The sequence below is a fragment of the Paenibacillus sp. JT31N11 genome, from assembly GCF_056269285.1.
The window spans coordinates 1-12,936 of the sequence record NZ_JBWDNQ010000003.1; the positions used below are offsets into that span (position 1 = coordinate 1).

A 12,936-nucleotide genomic window follows, 5' to 3' on the forward strand; every position below is an offset into this window, starting at 1 on the left:
AGATTTCCCAATTCGTAAGACCCCTGGTAGACGACCAGGTTGATAGGTTCGAGGTGGAAGCATCGCAAGATGTGCAGCTGACGAATACTAATCGGTCGAGGGCTTATCCTACACCGGAACAAGAGAAGTCTTGTTCCACCCGTCAGCCGAAGGGCTGAAGGGAATCAACCGCTAAACGTTTCGCAAACGTTCGTATCCAGTTTTCAGGGTGTAACAACCCGAAGTATTACCGTTCCCTGATAGCTCAGTTGGTAGAGCACTCGACTGTTAATCGAGTTGTCACAGGTTCGAGTCCTGTTCGGGGAGCCATATGGAGAGGTGTCCGAGTGGTCGAAGGAGCACGATTGGAAATCGTGTAGGCGCTAACCGTGTCTCGAGGGTTCGAATCCCTCTCTCTCCGCCATAATCTCATCATTATTACTCGATATTACATACTGATCGATGAGAAATCTTATCAGGGCCCGTTGGTCAAGCGGTTAAGACACCTCCCTTTCACGGAGGTAACAGGGGTTCGATTCCCCTACGGGTCACCAAATTCTTTTACAAAAAGTTAGAATTAGGACTTGCAAAGCACACTTAATATGAGGTATAGTATTAAATGTCGCGCATTATGGAGGCTTAGCTCAGCTGGGAGAGCATCTGCCTTACAAGCAGAGGGTCGGCGGTTCGATCCCGTCAGCCTCCACCATTAACTGCATAAGCAGTATTATATTGACGCGGGGTGGAGCAGCCCGGTAGCTCGTCGGGCTCATAACCCGAAGGCCGCAGGTTCAAATCCTGCCCCCGCAACCAACTTTACCTTCGGAGTCATCCGAGATCCATATTGTGGAGCTGTGGTGTAGTGGCCCAACATGCCTGCCTGTCACGCAGGAGACCGCGGGTTCGAATCCCGTCAGCTCCGCCATTTACACTAGATGGCTCGGTAGCTCAGTCGGTAGAGCAGAGGACTGAAAATCCTCGTGTCGGCGGTTCGATTCCGTCCCGAGCCACCATTCTTTAAAGAATTGAATATGCCGTTGTAGCTCAATTGGTAGAGCAACTGACTTGTAATCAGTAGGTTGGGGGTTCAAGTCCTCTCGACGGCACCACTCATGGAGGATTAGCGAAGTGGCTAAACGCGGCAGACTGTAAATCTGCTCTCTTACGAGTTCGGTGGTTCGAATCCATCATCCTCCACCAGTTTACCTTAGGGGCATAGTTTAAAGGTAGAACAGCGGTCTCCAAAACCGTTAGTGTGGGTTCAATTCCTGCTGCCCCTGCCAAAACTTAATACCGTGGCGGTCGTGGCGAAGTGGTTAACGCATCGGTTTGTGGATCCGACATTCGGGGGTTCAATTCCCCTCGTCCGCCCCATTTTTATCCTAAAAAAGAAAAGAAAATGTTGGGGATTAGCCAAGCGGTAAGGCAACGGACTTTGACTCCGTCATTCTCAGGTTCGATCCCTGAATCCCCAGCCATTTATATGCGGAAGTGGCTCAGCGGTAGAGCATCGCCTTGCCAAGGCGAGGGTCGCGGGTTCGATTCCCGTCTTCCGCTCCATTTTTTTGGCGCCATAGCCAAGTGGTAAGGCAGAGCTCTGCAAAAGCTCTACCCCCAGTTCGAATCTGGGTGGCGCCTCCACCGTTGTTTTATAATTGATGTGCCCTTAGCTCAGCTGGATAGAGCGTTTGACTACGAATCAAAAGGTCGGGAGTTCGAATCTCTTAGGGCACGCCATGTCCATGCCGGCGTGGCGGAATGGCAGACGCGCGCGACTCAAAATCGTGAGGGAAACCGTGGAGGTTCGAGTCCTCTCGCCGGCACCATATTGAATATTAGAAAGTCTAAAGGAGGTTATCCTTTAGATTTTTTTTGTTGGAAATTCAGGCATGTCCATAAGAATGGAATTAACGAAGATGGATAGGTACCGGCAGACTTTATTGCAAGTGTCACGTCTATAATAAAGTTTTCATAATGAATGCTCAACTTAATTTCGGTTAAATTACCCGATTGTTTCCTCCAAGTATTTCCTTATTTTCAAACATTCAGTAATCTTCCCTTCAGCTTTCTGAAATTATATCTGATGAACCCATGCACTATTATAATACTTCTTAAATTAAGGTCATAAGACAAAAATGTATTGCGATTTACTGGTTGGGTAGTATTGCGTACCGGTTTCTGAAAACGTTCCCTTTATCGTAAGTATGTCAAATTAGCTGATTAATCCTTACTGGGATCAGGATAAACGTCATTCTCCTGGGATTAATTCTTTGTGTGAGCAGAGAGTCCCTTTTGGTGCATACAAATCGGTGTGTACGAGATCCTAAAGAGGCGTACTCAAAGGAATTCAAGAAGTTTATTAGTCGTACCGTGATGTAATTATTAAGTAAGTGCTGGAGAAAGGGCTGGATTAATTCGCGTTTGAGAATGCTCGATTGTGGAAGTATTCAAGAAATGTTATGGAGGACTTACTGCCAGTTGAACAACAAAATTCATCAGAAATTTTACCAGCATGTGTTACAAGGAGAAGTTCCTTTGCTGTGTCAAACAATCTCGGATTTCGTGAACAATCAGGCTTTTGTACAGATTTCAAATACGTTTTGTATGAATCCGGTCAAACCATTCTTTGATATTGGTTACTTTATTTATCTGCTGCGGATATTGACTTAACTGCTTATAATGAATATAATAAAAAAACGAACGGTCTGTCTTAAATTGATTCTGAAATGTATATTTCTAATCAATATAAAACTGGTATCAGTTAAAAACACAGAAAAAGGAGAGATTTTCATGAGTAAGGTATGGTTTATTACAGGAACCTCCACAGGATTCGGTCGTGAGTTTGTGGAGCAATTGATCGATACAGGTGATAAAATTGTCGCGACTGCACGTAATATTGATTCAATTGCTGATTTAAAGGAAAAATCACCTGAGAATGTCCATATTGCAGCGCTGGATGTGACTAAAAAGGATCAGATTCAATCTGCGGTCGCAGAGGCTTTGGAGGTTTTCGGAAAAATCGATATTGTTGTCAATAATGCGGGATATGGACTTTTCGGCATGCTTGAAGAATACACGGATGAGCAAATTAGAGATCAGTTTGATGTCAATGTATTTGGTATGATTGATGTGATTCGAGAAACACTCCCTATTTTTAAGAAGCAAAAGTCAGGGCATTATGTCAATATTTCATCCATCTTTGGAGTCTGGGCAGTCCCTGCATTCAGCATGTACGCTGCATCCAAGTTTGCAGTAGAAGGTCTTTCAAAGGCAATGGCTGACGAGCTTGCGGCATTTGGCATCAAAACCACGATTGTAGAACCAGGTGTATTCGAGACAGAATTTATGGGAAGTTCAAGAAAGCTGAGCGAATCAAAACCGGAATACGCTCCTGTATATGAGGCATTCTACAAAGGTTATGATGCCTTGGAAAAAGGGAAGCAGGATAAAGCGGTAAAAGCAATAATCACCATGATCAACAGCGAGAAACCGCCCCTTCATTTCCCGGTCGGATCATTGGCGTCATATGGCATTCGCGATTCGTTGAGTAAAAGAATTGATGAGGTTGTGGCATGGGAAAAGGTATCGGGAATAGCGGATTGATTATTGTAACGTACTTTGAATTGAACCTTAGGATTTGAATAATCGCTGAGGTATTTCGGGGAGATGTAATTTTGAAAATCAATGAAATATTCGTAACTGTTCATTTGAATAACATGGATGATGCATTGCCTTATTATGAGAAATTAGCCGGTAAAGCCTGTGAAAAACGTTGGAATGCGCCTGAAATTAAGCTTGAATTCTCTATAGTAGGCCAATTTGTTCTTGTAGCAGGTACCGATGAAGCATTATCATTTGTATCGGATATTCATAATATTCTCTATGTGGATTCGCTTAAAGACTTTAAGAATTTCTTTGCTGAAAATGGGGTATCTATTCTCCGTGGTCCAATATCCAATCCTGTAGGAACGCTCATCGTTGTTAAGCATCCGGATGGCAGTGTTCTGGAATATTTGGAGCCGTACTCTTAAAAGCAGCTGAACTAAAAAACAGAGCCGTCTTGCCAGTAAAGAGCGATCTGAGGCTAGTGAAACGATTTTCGGATCCCGTGTATTATCAATTATAATGTCCGTTCCGTTATCATGGATGGGTACGAATTCTTTTTCTTAAACAGAAGAATTTGATGTACCCATCTTCATGAGTGGACTTGGCTTTAACCCGAAAGCTTAATGGTTGAATCATTGTCCAGAGCTGTTTAATTTTTGGCGGTATGATTATTTCAAATCACTGCTTATATACCGAACGAGCTGATTCCTGACCGCTGTCATTGAAGTGGAGGAAGGAAAGAGCTTTTTCATCAGAAGGCCTCCCTCAATTGCCGAGAGGATGACTAATGCGGTATCTTGAGGATTAACGTCTGGTCGAATCTCACTCTTGGTTATACCTGTGCCGATAATCTCTTCAAGCCGAATCAATAATCCTTTCATAGCCTCCTGCGCATGGCGATACAGAGGGGCTGATACAGCATCCGCTTCAACAGCCGCATTGGTTATCGGACATCCGCCGGGAAAATCCAGATTGCAGTAAAAGTCTGTAAAGGCAAGGAGTTGATCGATCGATGTCAATTCAGATGCGATTGCTGACTCTACGCGTTCATTAACCAGGAAGCAGCAGTATTTGAACGATTCAATCATCAGGTCTTCCTTATCTCTGAAATGATTATATAATCCTCCCTTTTGCAGACCGGTCGCATCCGTTATTTCAGCCAGAGAGGTGGATAAATAGCCGCGTTGGTTAAGTAAAAGAGAAGTCTTTCCGATTACATACTGCTTTGTTTTTTCACCTTTTCGAATTTTTAGTCTCTCCCTTTATGCCCGACTGTTTATCTTATCTTATGGGGTATATGAGAGACATGTCAATCACACAATAAAAGACAAACCGATCGTATTTTCGGTACAAATGAAACGATCGGGTAAAAAAATTCTCCCGTAAATCCTCCGTTTTTTTGATGCCCCACACAGTTCGAACCGCGAACTCTTTATTGCTTAACCGATTCCCTCCTGATAGACTTACACTAATTAGGAGATAAGGGGATGGGCCACGCTGAGACGCTCTGTAAAGACCCAATTAATTATCAGCTTTTTTGCGGTTATGCTGCCGGTTGTCGCCTTTTTGGTCATCAATAATTGGTATGCCAAAAACATTGTCCGTGACAAGGTATCGGAAACGTATCAGAATACCCTCAATATTTTCGTCAGCCAAACCGACCGAAGCCTGCTTGAGGTAGACGATTATTTGAAGAAGCTCGCCGTATTGGATTCCGATGCCGGTCTGCTTATGTCCTTTCCCTATGGAAGCGATAATTACGTACTGACGAAGATCAGAATTTTAAATAAGCTTAACCGGGATATCGGATTTTACAAGCCTATTGACACTGTTTTTCTATTTCATGAAAGCGATATCATTTTCAGTACTTCCGGACCTTACACGAGCACACAGCAGGTATTAAAAAATAATACCGCACGCATTGTTGCCATGCAGAAGCCTGGGGAGGTCAGCCAGTGGATGCTTTGGGAGGACGATCTGGTGCCAGGGCGTGATTTTCTCGTCAAAGTGTTCCAGGTTACTGATGGCCTGTATGTAGGGGCTATTATCAATATTGCCGATTTGCTGGATTTGTTGTCGATTCAATGGGATCACGGGGACATCGGTGAGAGTGCCATTTACCGCCGCAATGGCATTCAATTGGCCAAATCGCTGGCAAACCCGAACCCTAAGGTCCCGCTCAACGATATGATGCTGCTGAGCAAGCCTTATCAGATTATTAAAAATAAAGTTGACGGCCAGAAATATATGGTTATAGAACGATCCAGTAAAGTCGCCGATATGACGATCAGCATCATTATACCGGAGAGCTATATGCTGCAGGGACTGCCTTATTTTCAGAAGGCCACTTATATAATGGCGTTCGGTTTCATCCTGGTGCTAGTTTTGTATCTGCTCTTTATCCGGCAAATGATTTTTAATCCGCTTCATCAGCTCATCAAGGGAATGAAAAAGCTGTCGCTTGGCATTCTTGACGTCCGCTTGCACACGAATGAAACGATAGAATTCGTATTTCTGGCCAATACCTTCAATAATATGGCGCAGCAGATCAAGCTACTGAAGATTGGAATGTATGAAGAGCAAATCCGGGCGCAGCGAATGGAACTGAAGCAGCTGCAGGCCCAAATCAATCCCCATTTCTATATGAACAGCCTGAATATAATTTATAATTTCGCCGCGTTGAAGGATTATGACTCGGTGAAGAAGATGTCGCTCCATCTGGCGGATTATTTCCGCTTCATAATGAGGATAAATCAGGATTCTATTCGTCTGGCGGAAGAGCTGAAGCATATTGAGAGCTATATCGAAATTCAAAAGTTTCGGTTTCCGAACAAGCTCTACTGCAGTTACGATATTCCGGAACGCCTGAAATCGGTCACTCTGCCGGCATTATCCCTCCAGCCCTTTGTAGAAAATGCCATTATCCATGGCTTTGTCAACCGGAAGGAGCCATTCTTCATTCAATTGACAGGCTGCATCGTATTTGATGGGGGGAATCGATTCGTGTCGATTGTAGTCGAGGATAACGGCGTTGGTTTCCCCGATGATGTGCTGGAGCAGCTGAACGGCGATGGAGTACTTCCCCAGGCGGAAACAAGCAGGCTCGGTATTCTCAATGTCATCCAGCGGCTCAAGCTGCGCTATCATGGCGAAGCGGATATTGCATTTGACAATAAGTCGGCGAGCGGAGGGGCTGCCGTACGAATCAGGCTGCCCCTTCAGGCTATGGATTCAGAAGCAGAGCACGAGGAGGATGACGATGTTCAATCTGTTGGTCGTTGACGATGAGGAAATTGCCATTCGGGGGATTATGGAGGGGATTGACTGGTCGGCTCTTCCCATCCTGAATATTTATAAGGCCTACGATGCGGAAGAAGCACGGCAGATATTCGCCAAATATCCGATTCATGTTCTGATCTCGGACATTGATATGCCTAATGAGAACGGAATTGACCTGCTCGCCTGGGTCAATGAGCATTCACCGGATACGGCGACTCTTTTCCTAACCGGACATGCCGATTTCCTGTACGCCCAGCAGGCGATTCAGCTGAGCAGTTTTAACTATTTGCTCAAGCCTATAGATCATGAGCTATTGAGGGATAGTGTGGGTAAAGCAATAGAGAGTGTCCGCGAACAGGCACAGAAGGAGTCCCTGCGTAAAACGTATGAGGTTTATTATGAGCAGTGGAACAGACAGCTTCCTTTTCTGATTGAGCGTCTCTGGCAGGATGTGCTGAGTATGCGGATCCCCGCCACTGCCGGCAAGCTCGAGCCCTTGTTCGCTCTTTACAGGTTGAAGCTGGATATGAGCAAGAGGATTCAGCCAATGCTGATCAGTGTGGAAGAATGGAAACAGGAATGGAATGCGCATGATGAGGAGATTATGGCTTATGCATTGAAGAATGCAGCAGACGAGATTTTGTTGAAGGACTGGTGCGGGCATGTTATCAGCGATCGGAACGGTTTGATTTTTGTGCTGCTGTATGCTCCGGATGAAAGCCATACGGCTGAGCTGAACGCCCGAAGTGAGGAATATATTCAAAAATGCAGCAAATATTTGTATGGGGTGGTGTCCTGCTATATCGGGGAATCGGTGATGATTGGTGATTTGCGCTTCGGCACACAGCTTTTATTGGAAATGGAAAGATGCAATGTTGGTCAGACAGGCCGTGTATTACGTCTGGAGGCGTTTACCAAGCCCAAAAGCTTAACGGTACCGGTGCCAAGCTTCCAGGATTGGGCGGTATTGATTGAGCAGGGCAAAAAGCAGGATGTCAGGCTAAGGGTTATCGAGCTGTTTGAGCGTCTGAGGAATGAGCAGGTGGATCATAATTACATGGTCAATTACTATTACAGTCTCGTAACGATGGTGTTTCAGCTGCTGCAGAAGAAGCAGCTGGCACCTTCGGATGTGTATCCCCATGGGGATTGGAAAGATGGCGAGCCGGCAATGAAGACGCTGGTCACCATGAAAGCATGGAGCTTGCAATTCATCGATGAAGCTGCGGATTATCTATTCACTCAGGGAAAAGAGGTATCGAACACTATCGTGAAGGTTCAGCAGTTCATCGAATTTAATCTGGATAAGGATCTAAACAGGGAAATGATTGCCGGGCATGTATATCTGAACCCCGCTTATCTGTCGAGATTGTTTCGGTAGGAAACCAGTCAATCCCTGACGGATTACATGGTTGAATTGCGTTTGTCCAAAGCGAAGTCTGAGCTGAAACAAACCAATCATAAAATCAGCGATATTGCGATGTCAGTCGGTTACTGCAATTTTTCGCATTTTTCCAAACTGTTCAAGAAAACAACCGGACTCACACCGCAGGAATACCGCAAGAAATATCAGGATGTGCAGTAAGAGGTCACCACAGCGTTAATCAAGTCACGATGCCGATAGAGCGCGGCATCGTTTTTTATTATGATGGAATTATCAAGAAAGCGAAGGAGGATGAAGACGGTGGAAGGAGCAGCAACCCCGGAGGTAATTGATAACGCTTACAATTCGGGACGTGCGACGGTCCGGAAATTCACTCTGTTTCGAACGATCAGAAGGTTCTGGATGTTTTATCTGATGATGCTGCCGGCAATTGTTCTTCTCGTACTGAATAATTACATTCCCATGTTCGGCATTATTATCGCATTCAAGACGGTTAATTATACCGACGGGATCCTGAACAGTCCTTGGTCGGGACTGACCAATTTTCAATATTTGTTCAAAACCTCGGATGCCTGGATCATTACACGCAATACGCTTCTCTATAATTCCCTGTTTATTGTGCTGAACCTGATTTTTCCGGTTGCTTTCGCCATTATGCTGAACGAAATGAAGAACCGCTTCTTCTCCAAGGTGCATCAAACCATTATGTTTCTGCCTTACTTTCTTTCTTACATTATAATTGCATACCTGGTATTGGGATTTATGAGCGATGAGCATGGCTATTTAAACGGGACACTGCTGCCGGCGCTTGGTCTTGATCCCATACGGTGGTATTTCACAAAAGAGGTATGGCCTTTCATTCTGCCGCTCGTCAATCTTTGGAAAGGGATAGGCTATTATACTGTCATCTATATGGCCGCCATTATCGGCATTGACGATGAATACTATGAAGCCGCTACGATTGACGGGGCAGGCAAGTGGCAGCAGATGACAGGCATTACGATTCCGCTCATTATGCCGATTCTCACAATTATGACGCTGCTTCAGGTCGGGAGGATCTTCAATGCGGACTTTGGATTGTTCTTCCAGGTGACAAGAGATTCGGGTGTGCTTTTCCCGGTTACCAATGTTATCGATACCTATGTGTACCGGACTTTTCTAACGGTGGGCGATATTGGGCTCTCTTCTGCGGCGGGATTGCTGCAATCGGTTGTAGGGTTTGTGCTGGTCTTTCTGGCCAACTGGATCGTCCGAAGGTTCAATAGCGATAATGCTTTATTCTAGTCTCCAAGGAGTGAAATGAATGGAAGCTGTGAAAGCAAACCTGACGTCCATGTCCAATCCGCAAAATAGACTGCCGGCTGCGGCATCATGGGGAATTAATCTGTTCTTCGTTATTTATTCATTCCTATGTATTATTCCGCTGCTTCTGATCATCTCGGTGTCCTTCTCCAATGAGCAGTCCGTTGTTCGTGAAGGCTATAAATTCATCCCGGAGCAATTTGATATGAGCGCCTATAAGTTCCTTATGCGGGATATTCATCAAATTGTTCATTCTTACGGGATTACGATCTCGGTCACCGTGATCGGAACGATATTGAGCATGCTCATTATCGCTTTATATGCATACCCCATCTCCAGAACGAATTTCCCCCATGCCAAATTTTTCACCTTCTTTGTATTCTTCACGATGCTCTTCTCCGGCGGGCTGGTTCCGTGGTATCTGGTGTATGTGCAAATGCTGGATTTGAAGGATACATTATGGTCGTTAATCATGCCGCTTATCGTATCCGCTTTCTTCGTGCTTATTGTCAGGACTTTCTTTCAGACCACCATTCCCGCTGCCGTTCTGGAATCCGCCAAGATCGACGGGGCAGGCGAGATGAGGATCTTCATTCAAATTGTGATGCCGTTATCACTGCCAGTGCTTGCCACGGTCGCCCTGTTTCAAACGCTGAACTATTGGAATGACTGGTTTCTTAGCCTGGTGTTCATCACCAACAATGAGAATATCTCGGTGCAGTATCTGTTATATAAAATGATGGCTAATATCCAGTATCTGGCGAGCAATCCTACAGCTGCTGCAGAGATTGCCAAGGCAGGCGGCATGATGAATTTTCCCAGTGAGACGGTACGCATGGCAATGGCGATCATCGGGGTAGGGCCGATTGTGCTGGCTTATCCGTTTTTCCAGAAATATTTTATTAAAGGACTGACGGTTGGCGCGGTAAAAGGGTGAATGCGCTTCAAATGAATCCGGAGCGACTCGGCTATTTATTGATAAGAGCAAGTAATCCGTTCAGCTGCAACCGGCGGTGCCGGATTAGCCTATAAAAAAGTTCAAGGAGGTATATCCGCTCATGAAACAGACGAAAAGTAAAATATCGTTGACAGGTATATTGATTTTAGCCATCATTCTGATACTCACAGCGTGCGGGGGAGCAAGCAATAATGGGGGTAACGATAACAACGGAGGAAATAAGCCGGCAAATGAAACCATAAGCAGTAATAATGCAGCAGGCAAAGAAGATAACGCAGCGGCCCCTGCATCGGATTTGAAGCCCTATGAGCTGAAGGTGGTTTATGAAGGACCGCCTCAGCCGGATGAGAAGAAAGTGGAAGAGGCCATGAATAAGCTGCTGAAGGCCAAAATCAATGCGACAATCGATCTGATGCCGATTGATTGGGGGGCATGGGACGATAAAATGAACCTGATGATCGCTTCCCGCGAGCCGGTGGATGTACTATTCACTGCAGCATGGAACGGATACGCCAAGAATGTGGCCAAGGGCGCCTACCTGGCGGCGGATGATCTGCTGCAGGAATATGGCAAGGGTATCCTGGAATCGTTAGACCCGGCATTTCTGGAGGGCTCCAAAATCAAAGGGAATAATTACGGGATTCCTACGAACAAGGAGCTTGCCGCGGCAGGCGGGATTGTATACCGCAAGGATATCGCGGATGAGCTGGGGCTGAATATGAGTGCGGTAAAAACAGCTGAAGATCTGGATGCGATTTATAAAGTGGTCAAAGAAAAGAAGCCGGATATGATTCCGCTGTATACGACCGGCGGCCTGTTCACTTCCCATTTTTTCGCCGAAACCGATTTCCTCGGTGACAGTACGATCCCAGGGGCGATCATTAAGAGCTCGGATGATGCCACAGTACGGATGGAACAGGAGCTGGACATCTACAAACGTTATTTGAAGGTGGCGCGTGATTTCTATGTAAAGGGTTATGTGAACAGCGATGCCGCGACAACACAGCTCGCCAGTGGAGACGCCTATAAAGCCGGCAATGTATTCTCCACTGTCGAACCGATAAAACCGGGCAAAGCGGCGGAAATAGCCAATGCGGCCGGACTGTCCGGCAAATTGGATCAAATCACCCTGACGGGCAAAACGGTGTCCACGGACGAAACGGCAGGCTCGATGCTGGCCATTTCCTCGACCTCCAAGGACCCGGCGCGTGCGATGATGTTTATTAATCTGCTGCACACAGATAAGGAGCTCGTCAATCTGATCAACTTTGGCATCGAAGGAGATCATTATACGCGCAATGGCGAAATTATTACGTCCTCGGCCAATTCCCAGCAGTATGCGCCTGGCGTAGCCTGGGAGCTTGGAAACCAGTTCCTGAACTATGTGTGGGATTCGGAGGATCCGGACAAATGGGAAAAATTCCGTGAGTTTAATATGAATGCCAAATCGTCGCCTGCTCTTGGTTTTGTATTCGACAGCGCGGAGGTGAAGTCCGAGGTAGGCGCTATCGCAAACGTCGATAAGCAGTATAAGAAAGCGTTGGAAACCGGATCCGTTGACATTGACAAGGTAATGCCGGAATATATGGCCGCATTGAAAGCGGCAGGTGTTGATAAAATCATCATAGCCAAGCAGGAGCAGTTCGATGCCTTCCTGGCAGGGAAAAAGTAATTCACGTGAACCGGTTCATACCATAACTGATTGGTCCAGCTATCCAGCCCGTGTCCCTTGGAGACACGGGTTTTTATTGATTATCCAATGTAAGGAGCATATCAGTTATAATGTATATGCCATCATTACCGCACCGGCCATCAATTGCCTGCAAACGACGTTTGTTTACTTTCCATTTAAGAAGCTCGTCTTATGCATAATACCCAGGTTTAAAAGGCTGCTTGGTTGAAAAGTGAGCCGTTTTCGGTCCGCGGGTGGGGCGTATCCCCGACTGAGGTCTAGGAACAAAAACCGTCGCGGGTCCGTTTTGAAACCCCTGAAAATAACCTACAATGAGTACATAAGCAAAGCGGTGAAACAAATTCAAGCGCAGCGAGGTATCAACGAATACAAAAATATAAAAAAGGTCGAAAGGCGGTGACACAAACAATGAACGGAAAATCGGCGCTTGGTGTTATACTCGTTATTGTTGGCGGTCTGGTGGCAATGAATTTTTTCGGTATTCATCTCGGAGGAATTATCGGATTCCTGATGCCATTCATACTGATCGGGTTGGGCGTTGTCGGTTTGAAGAACGACAGCAAGGTGATCGGCGGCATTCTGATTGTAGTTGGAGCATTCATGCTGCTTGGCAAAATGATGGGCCTGATTACGCTTTTGCTGGCGATCGGCTTGATCGTATGGGGCGTATCCATTTTCAAACGTGAGAAACGTGTTTAAATACATGCGCTGTCAGCAAGGAAGCAAGAACAACGG

General features: G+C 45.8%; 10 protein-coding genes, 16 tRNA genes, 1 rRNA gene and 1 pseudogene. 26 read left to right on the forward strand and 2 right to left on the reverse strand.

Annotated features, from left to right (window positions below):
* From AC0YNV_RS12510 to AC0YNV_RS12600, 19 genes are all read left to right on the forward strand, one after another.
* A 23S ribosomal RNA gene (locus tag AC0YNV_RS12510) occupies window positions 1-111 on the forward strand; the annotation flags it as partial.
* A 122-nt stretch (window positions 112-233) separates the two neighbouring features.
* A tRNA-Asn gene (locus AC0YNV_RS12515) sits at window positions 234-309 on the forward strand.
* Window positions 310-312: 3 nt separating this feature from the next.
* Window positions 313-403 (forward strand) — tRNA-Ser (locus AC0YNV_RS12520).
* A gap of 55 nt (window positions 404-458) precedes the next feature.
* Window positions 459-533: transfer RNA gene (locus AC0YNV_RS12525), tRNA-Glu, on the forward strand.
* Between the two features lie 79 nt (window positions 534-612).
* Window positions 613-688 (forward strand) — tRNA-Val (locus AC0YNV_RS12530).
* A gap of 27 nt (window positions 689-715) precedes the next feature.
* Window positions 716-792, forward strand: a tRNA-Met gene (locus tag AC0YNV_RS12535).
* A 35-nt stretch (window positions 793-827) separates the two neighbouring features.
* Window positions 828-904: transfer RNA gene (locus tag AC0YNV_RS12540), tRNA-Asp, on the forward strand.
* 12 nt (window positions 905-916) lie between these two features.
* Window positions 917-992: transfer RNA gene (locus AC0YNV_RS12545), tRNA-Phe, on the forward strand.
* A gap of 20 nt (window positions 993-1,012) precedes the next feature.
* A tRNA-Thr gene (locus AC0YNV_RS12550) sits at window positions 1,013-1,088 on the forward strand.
* A gap of 5 nt (window positions 1,089-1,093) precedes the next feature.
* Window positions 1,094-1,179, forward strand: a tRNA-Tyr gene (locus AC0YNV_RS12555).
* Between the two features lie 9 nt (window positions 1,180-1,188).
* Window positions 1,189-1,262: transfer RNA gene (locus AC0YNV_RS12560), tRNA-Trp, on the forward strand.
* 15 nt (window positions 1,263-1,277) lie between these two features.
* A tRNA-His gene (locus tag AC0YNV_RS12565) sits at window positions 1,278-1,353 on the forward strand.
* 29 nt (window positions 1,354-1,382) lie between these two features.
* Window positions 1,383-1,457: transfer RNA gene (locus tag AC0YNV_RS12570), tRNA-Gln, on the forward strand.
* Window positions 1,458-1,464: 7 nt separating this feature from the next.
* Window positions 1,465-1,539: transfer RNA gene (locus AC0YNV_RS12575), tRNA-Gly, on the forward strand.
* A gap of 7 nt (window positions 1,540-1,546) precedes the next feature.
* A tRNA-Cys gene (locus AC0YNV_RS12580) sits at window positions 1,547-1,620 on the forward strand.
* A 19-nt stretch (window positions 1,621-1,639) separates the two neighbouring features.
* Window positions 1,640-1,716 (forward strand) — tRNA-Arg (locus tag AC0YNV_RS12585).
* Window positions 1,717-1,723: 7 nt separating this feature from the next.
* Window positions 1,724-1,805 (forward strand) — tRNA-Leu (locus AC0YNV_RS12590).
* A 964-nt stretch (window positions 1,806-2,769) separates the two neighbouring features.
* Window positions 2,770-3,582: an SDR family NAD(P)-dependent oxidoreductase gene (locus AC0YNV_RS12595; protein ID WP_475768428.1), complete on the forward strand. Its 813-nt coding sequence runs from the start codon at window positions 2,770-2,772 to the stop codon at window positions 3,580-3,582.
* A 71-nt stretch (window positions 3,583-3,653) separates the two neighbouring features.
* The gene (locus tag AC0YNV_RS12600; protein WP_475768429.1) at window positions 3,654-4,010 is read left to right on the forward strand and encodes a VOC family protein; all 357 of its coding nucleotides are present in this window, start codon (window positions 3,654-3,656) and stop codon (window positions 4,008-4,010) included.
* A 243-nt stretch (window positions 4,011-4,253) separates the two neighbouring features.
* Here the strand turns inward: AC0YNV_RS12600 and AC0YNV_RS12605 are convergent, their stop codons facing one another.
* The gene (locus AC0YNV_RS12605) at window positions 4,254-4,673 is read right to left on the reverse strand and encodes a TetR family transcriptional regulator C-terminal domain-containing protein (RefSeq protein ID WP_475768430.1); all 420 of its coding nucleotides are present in this window, start codon (window positions 4,671-4,673) and stop codon (window positions 4,254-4,256) included.
* 6 nt (window positions 4,674-4,679) lie between these two features.
* A pseudogene (locus tag AC0YNV_RS12610) lies at window positions 4,680-4,832 on the reverse strand (TetR/AcrR family transcriptional regulator); the annotation flags it as partial.
* Window positions 4,833-5,151: 319 nt separating this feature from the next.
* Between AC0YNV_RS12610 and AC0YNV_RS12615 the strand changes: the two are divergent.
* The 7 genes from AC0YNV_RS12615 to AC0YNV_RS12645 all read left to right on the forward strand — a co-directional run bounded on the left by AC0YNV_RS12615 (window position 5,152) and on the right by AC0YNV_RS12645 (window position 12,900).
* Window positions 5,152-6,867: a sensor histidine kinase gene (locus AC0YNV_RS12615; protein WP_475768431.1), complete on the forward strand. Its 1,716-nt coding sequence runs from the start codon at window positions 5,152-5,154 to the stop codon at window positions 6,865-6,867.
* On the forward strand, window positions 6,845-8,245 hold the full coding sequence (locus AC0YNV_RS12620; protein WP_475768432.1) for a response regulator: 1,401 nt from the start codon (window positions 6,845-6,847) through the stop codon (window positions 8,243-8,245). Before AC0YNV_RS12615 ends, AC0YNV_RS12620 begins: the two co-directional genes overlap by 23 nt.
* Window positions 8,246-8,260: 15 nt before the next feature.
* A complete protein-coding gene (locus AC0YNV_RS12625) occupies window positions 8,261-8,449 on the forward strand; it encodes a helix-turn-helix domain-containing protein (protein ID WP_475768915.1) in 189 nt (62 codons plus the stop codon).
* Window positions 8,450-8,548: 99 nt separating this feature from the next.
* Window positions 8,549-9,532 (forward strand): ABC transporter permease, encoded by a 984-nt coding sequence (locus tag AC0YNV_RS12630; protein WP_475768433.1) that lies wholly within the window; start codon window positions 8,549-8,551, stop codon window positions 9,530-9,532.
* 19 nt (window positions 9,533-9,551) lie between these two features.
* Window positions 9,552-10,487 carry a carbohydrate ABC transporter permease gene (locus AC0YNV_RS12635; protein ID WP_475768434.1) on the forward strand — a complete coding sequence of 312 codons (936 nt, stop codon included), beginning with the start codon at window positions 9,552-9,554 and terminating at the stop codon, window positions 10,485-10,487.
* 121 nt (window positions 10,488-10,608) lie between these two features.
* Window positions 10,609-12,180: an ABC transporter substrate-binding protein gene (locus AC0YNV_RS12640; RefSeq protein WP_475768435.1), complete on the forward strand. Its 1,572-nt coding sequence runs from the start codon at window positions 10,609-10,611 to the stop codon at window positions 12,178-12,180.
* A 429-nt stretch (window positions 12,181-12,609) separates the two neighbouring features.
* Complete coding sequence (locus AC0YNV_RS12645; RefSeq protein ID WP_210038114.1) at window positions 12,610-12,900, forward strand: LiaF transmembrane domain-containing protein; 291 nt, start codon at window positions 12,610-12,612, stop codon at window positions 12,898-12,900.
* Window positions 12,901-12,936: the final 36 nt, after the last annotated feature.

Excerpts from the sequence above, each read along its gene's own strand:
- AC0YNV_RS12595 (WP_475768428.1), top strand. The coding sequence starts at position 2,770 with ATGAGTAAGGTATGGTTTATTACAGGAACCTCCACAGGATTCGGTCGT.
- AC0YNV_RS12605 (WP_475768430.1), bottom strand. The coding sequence starts at position 4,673 with ATGATTGAATCGTTCAAATACTGCTGCTTCCTGGTTAATGAACGCGTA.
- AC0YNV_RS12620 (WP_475768432.1), top strand. The coding sequence starts at position 6,845 with ATGTTCAATCTGTTGGTCGTTGACGATGAGGAAATTGCCATTCGGGGG.
- AC0YNV_RS12635 (WP_475768434.1), top strand. The coding sequence starts at position 9,552 with ATGGAAGCTGTGAAAGCAAACCTGACGTCCATGTCCAATCCGCAAAAT.
- AC0YNV_RS12640 (WP_475768435.1), top strand. The coding sequence starts at position 10,609 with ATGAAACAGACGAAAAGTAAAATATCGTTGACAGGTATATTGATTTTA.
- AC0YNV_RS12645 (WP_210038114.1), top strand. The coding sequence starts at position 12,610 with ATGAACGGAAAATCGGCGCTTGGTGTTATACTCGTTATTGTTGGCGGT.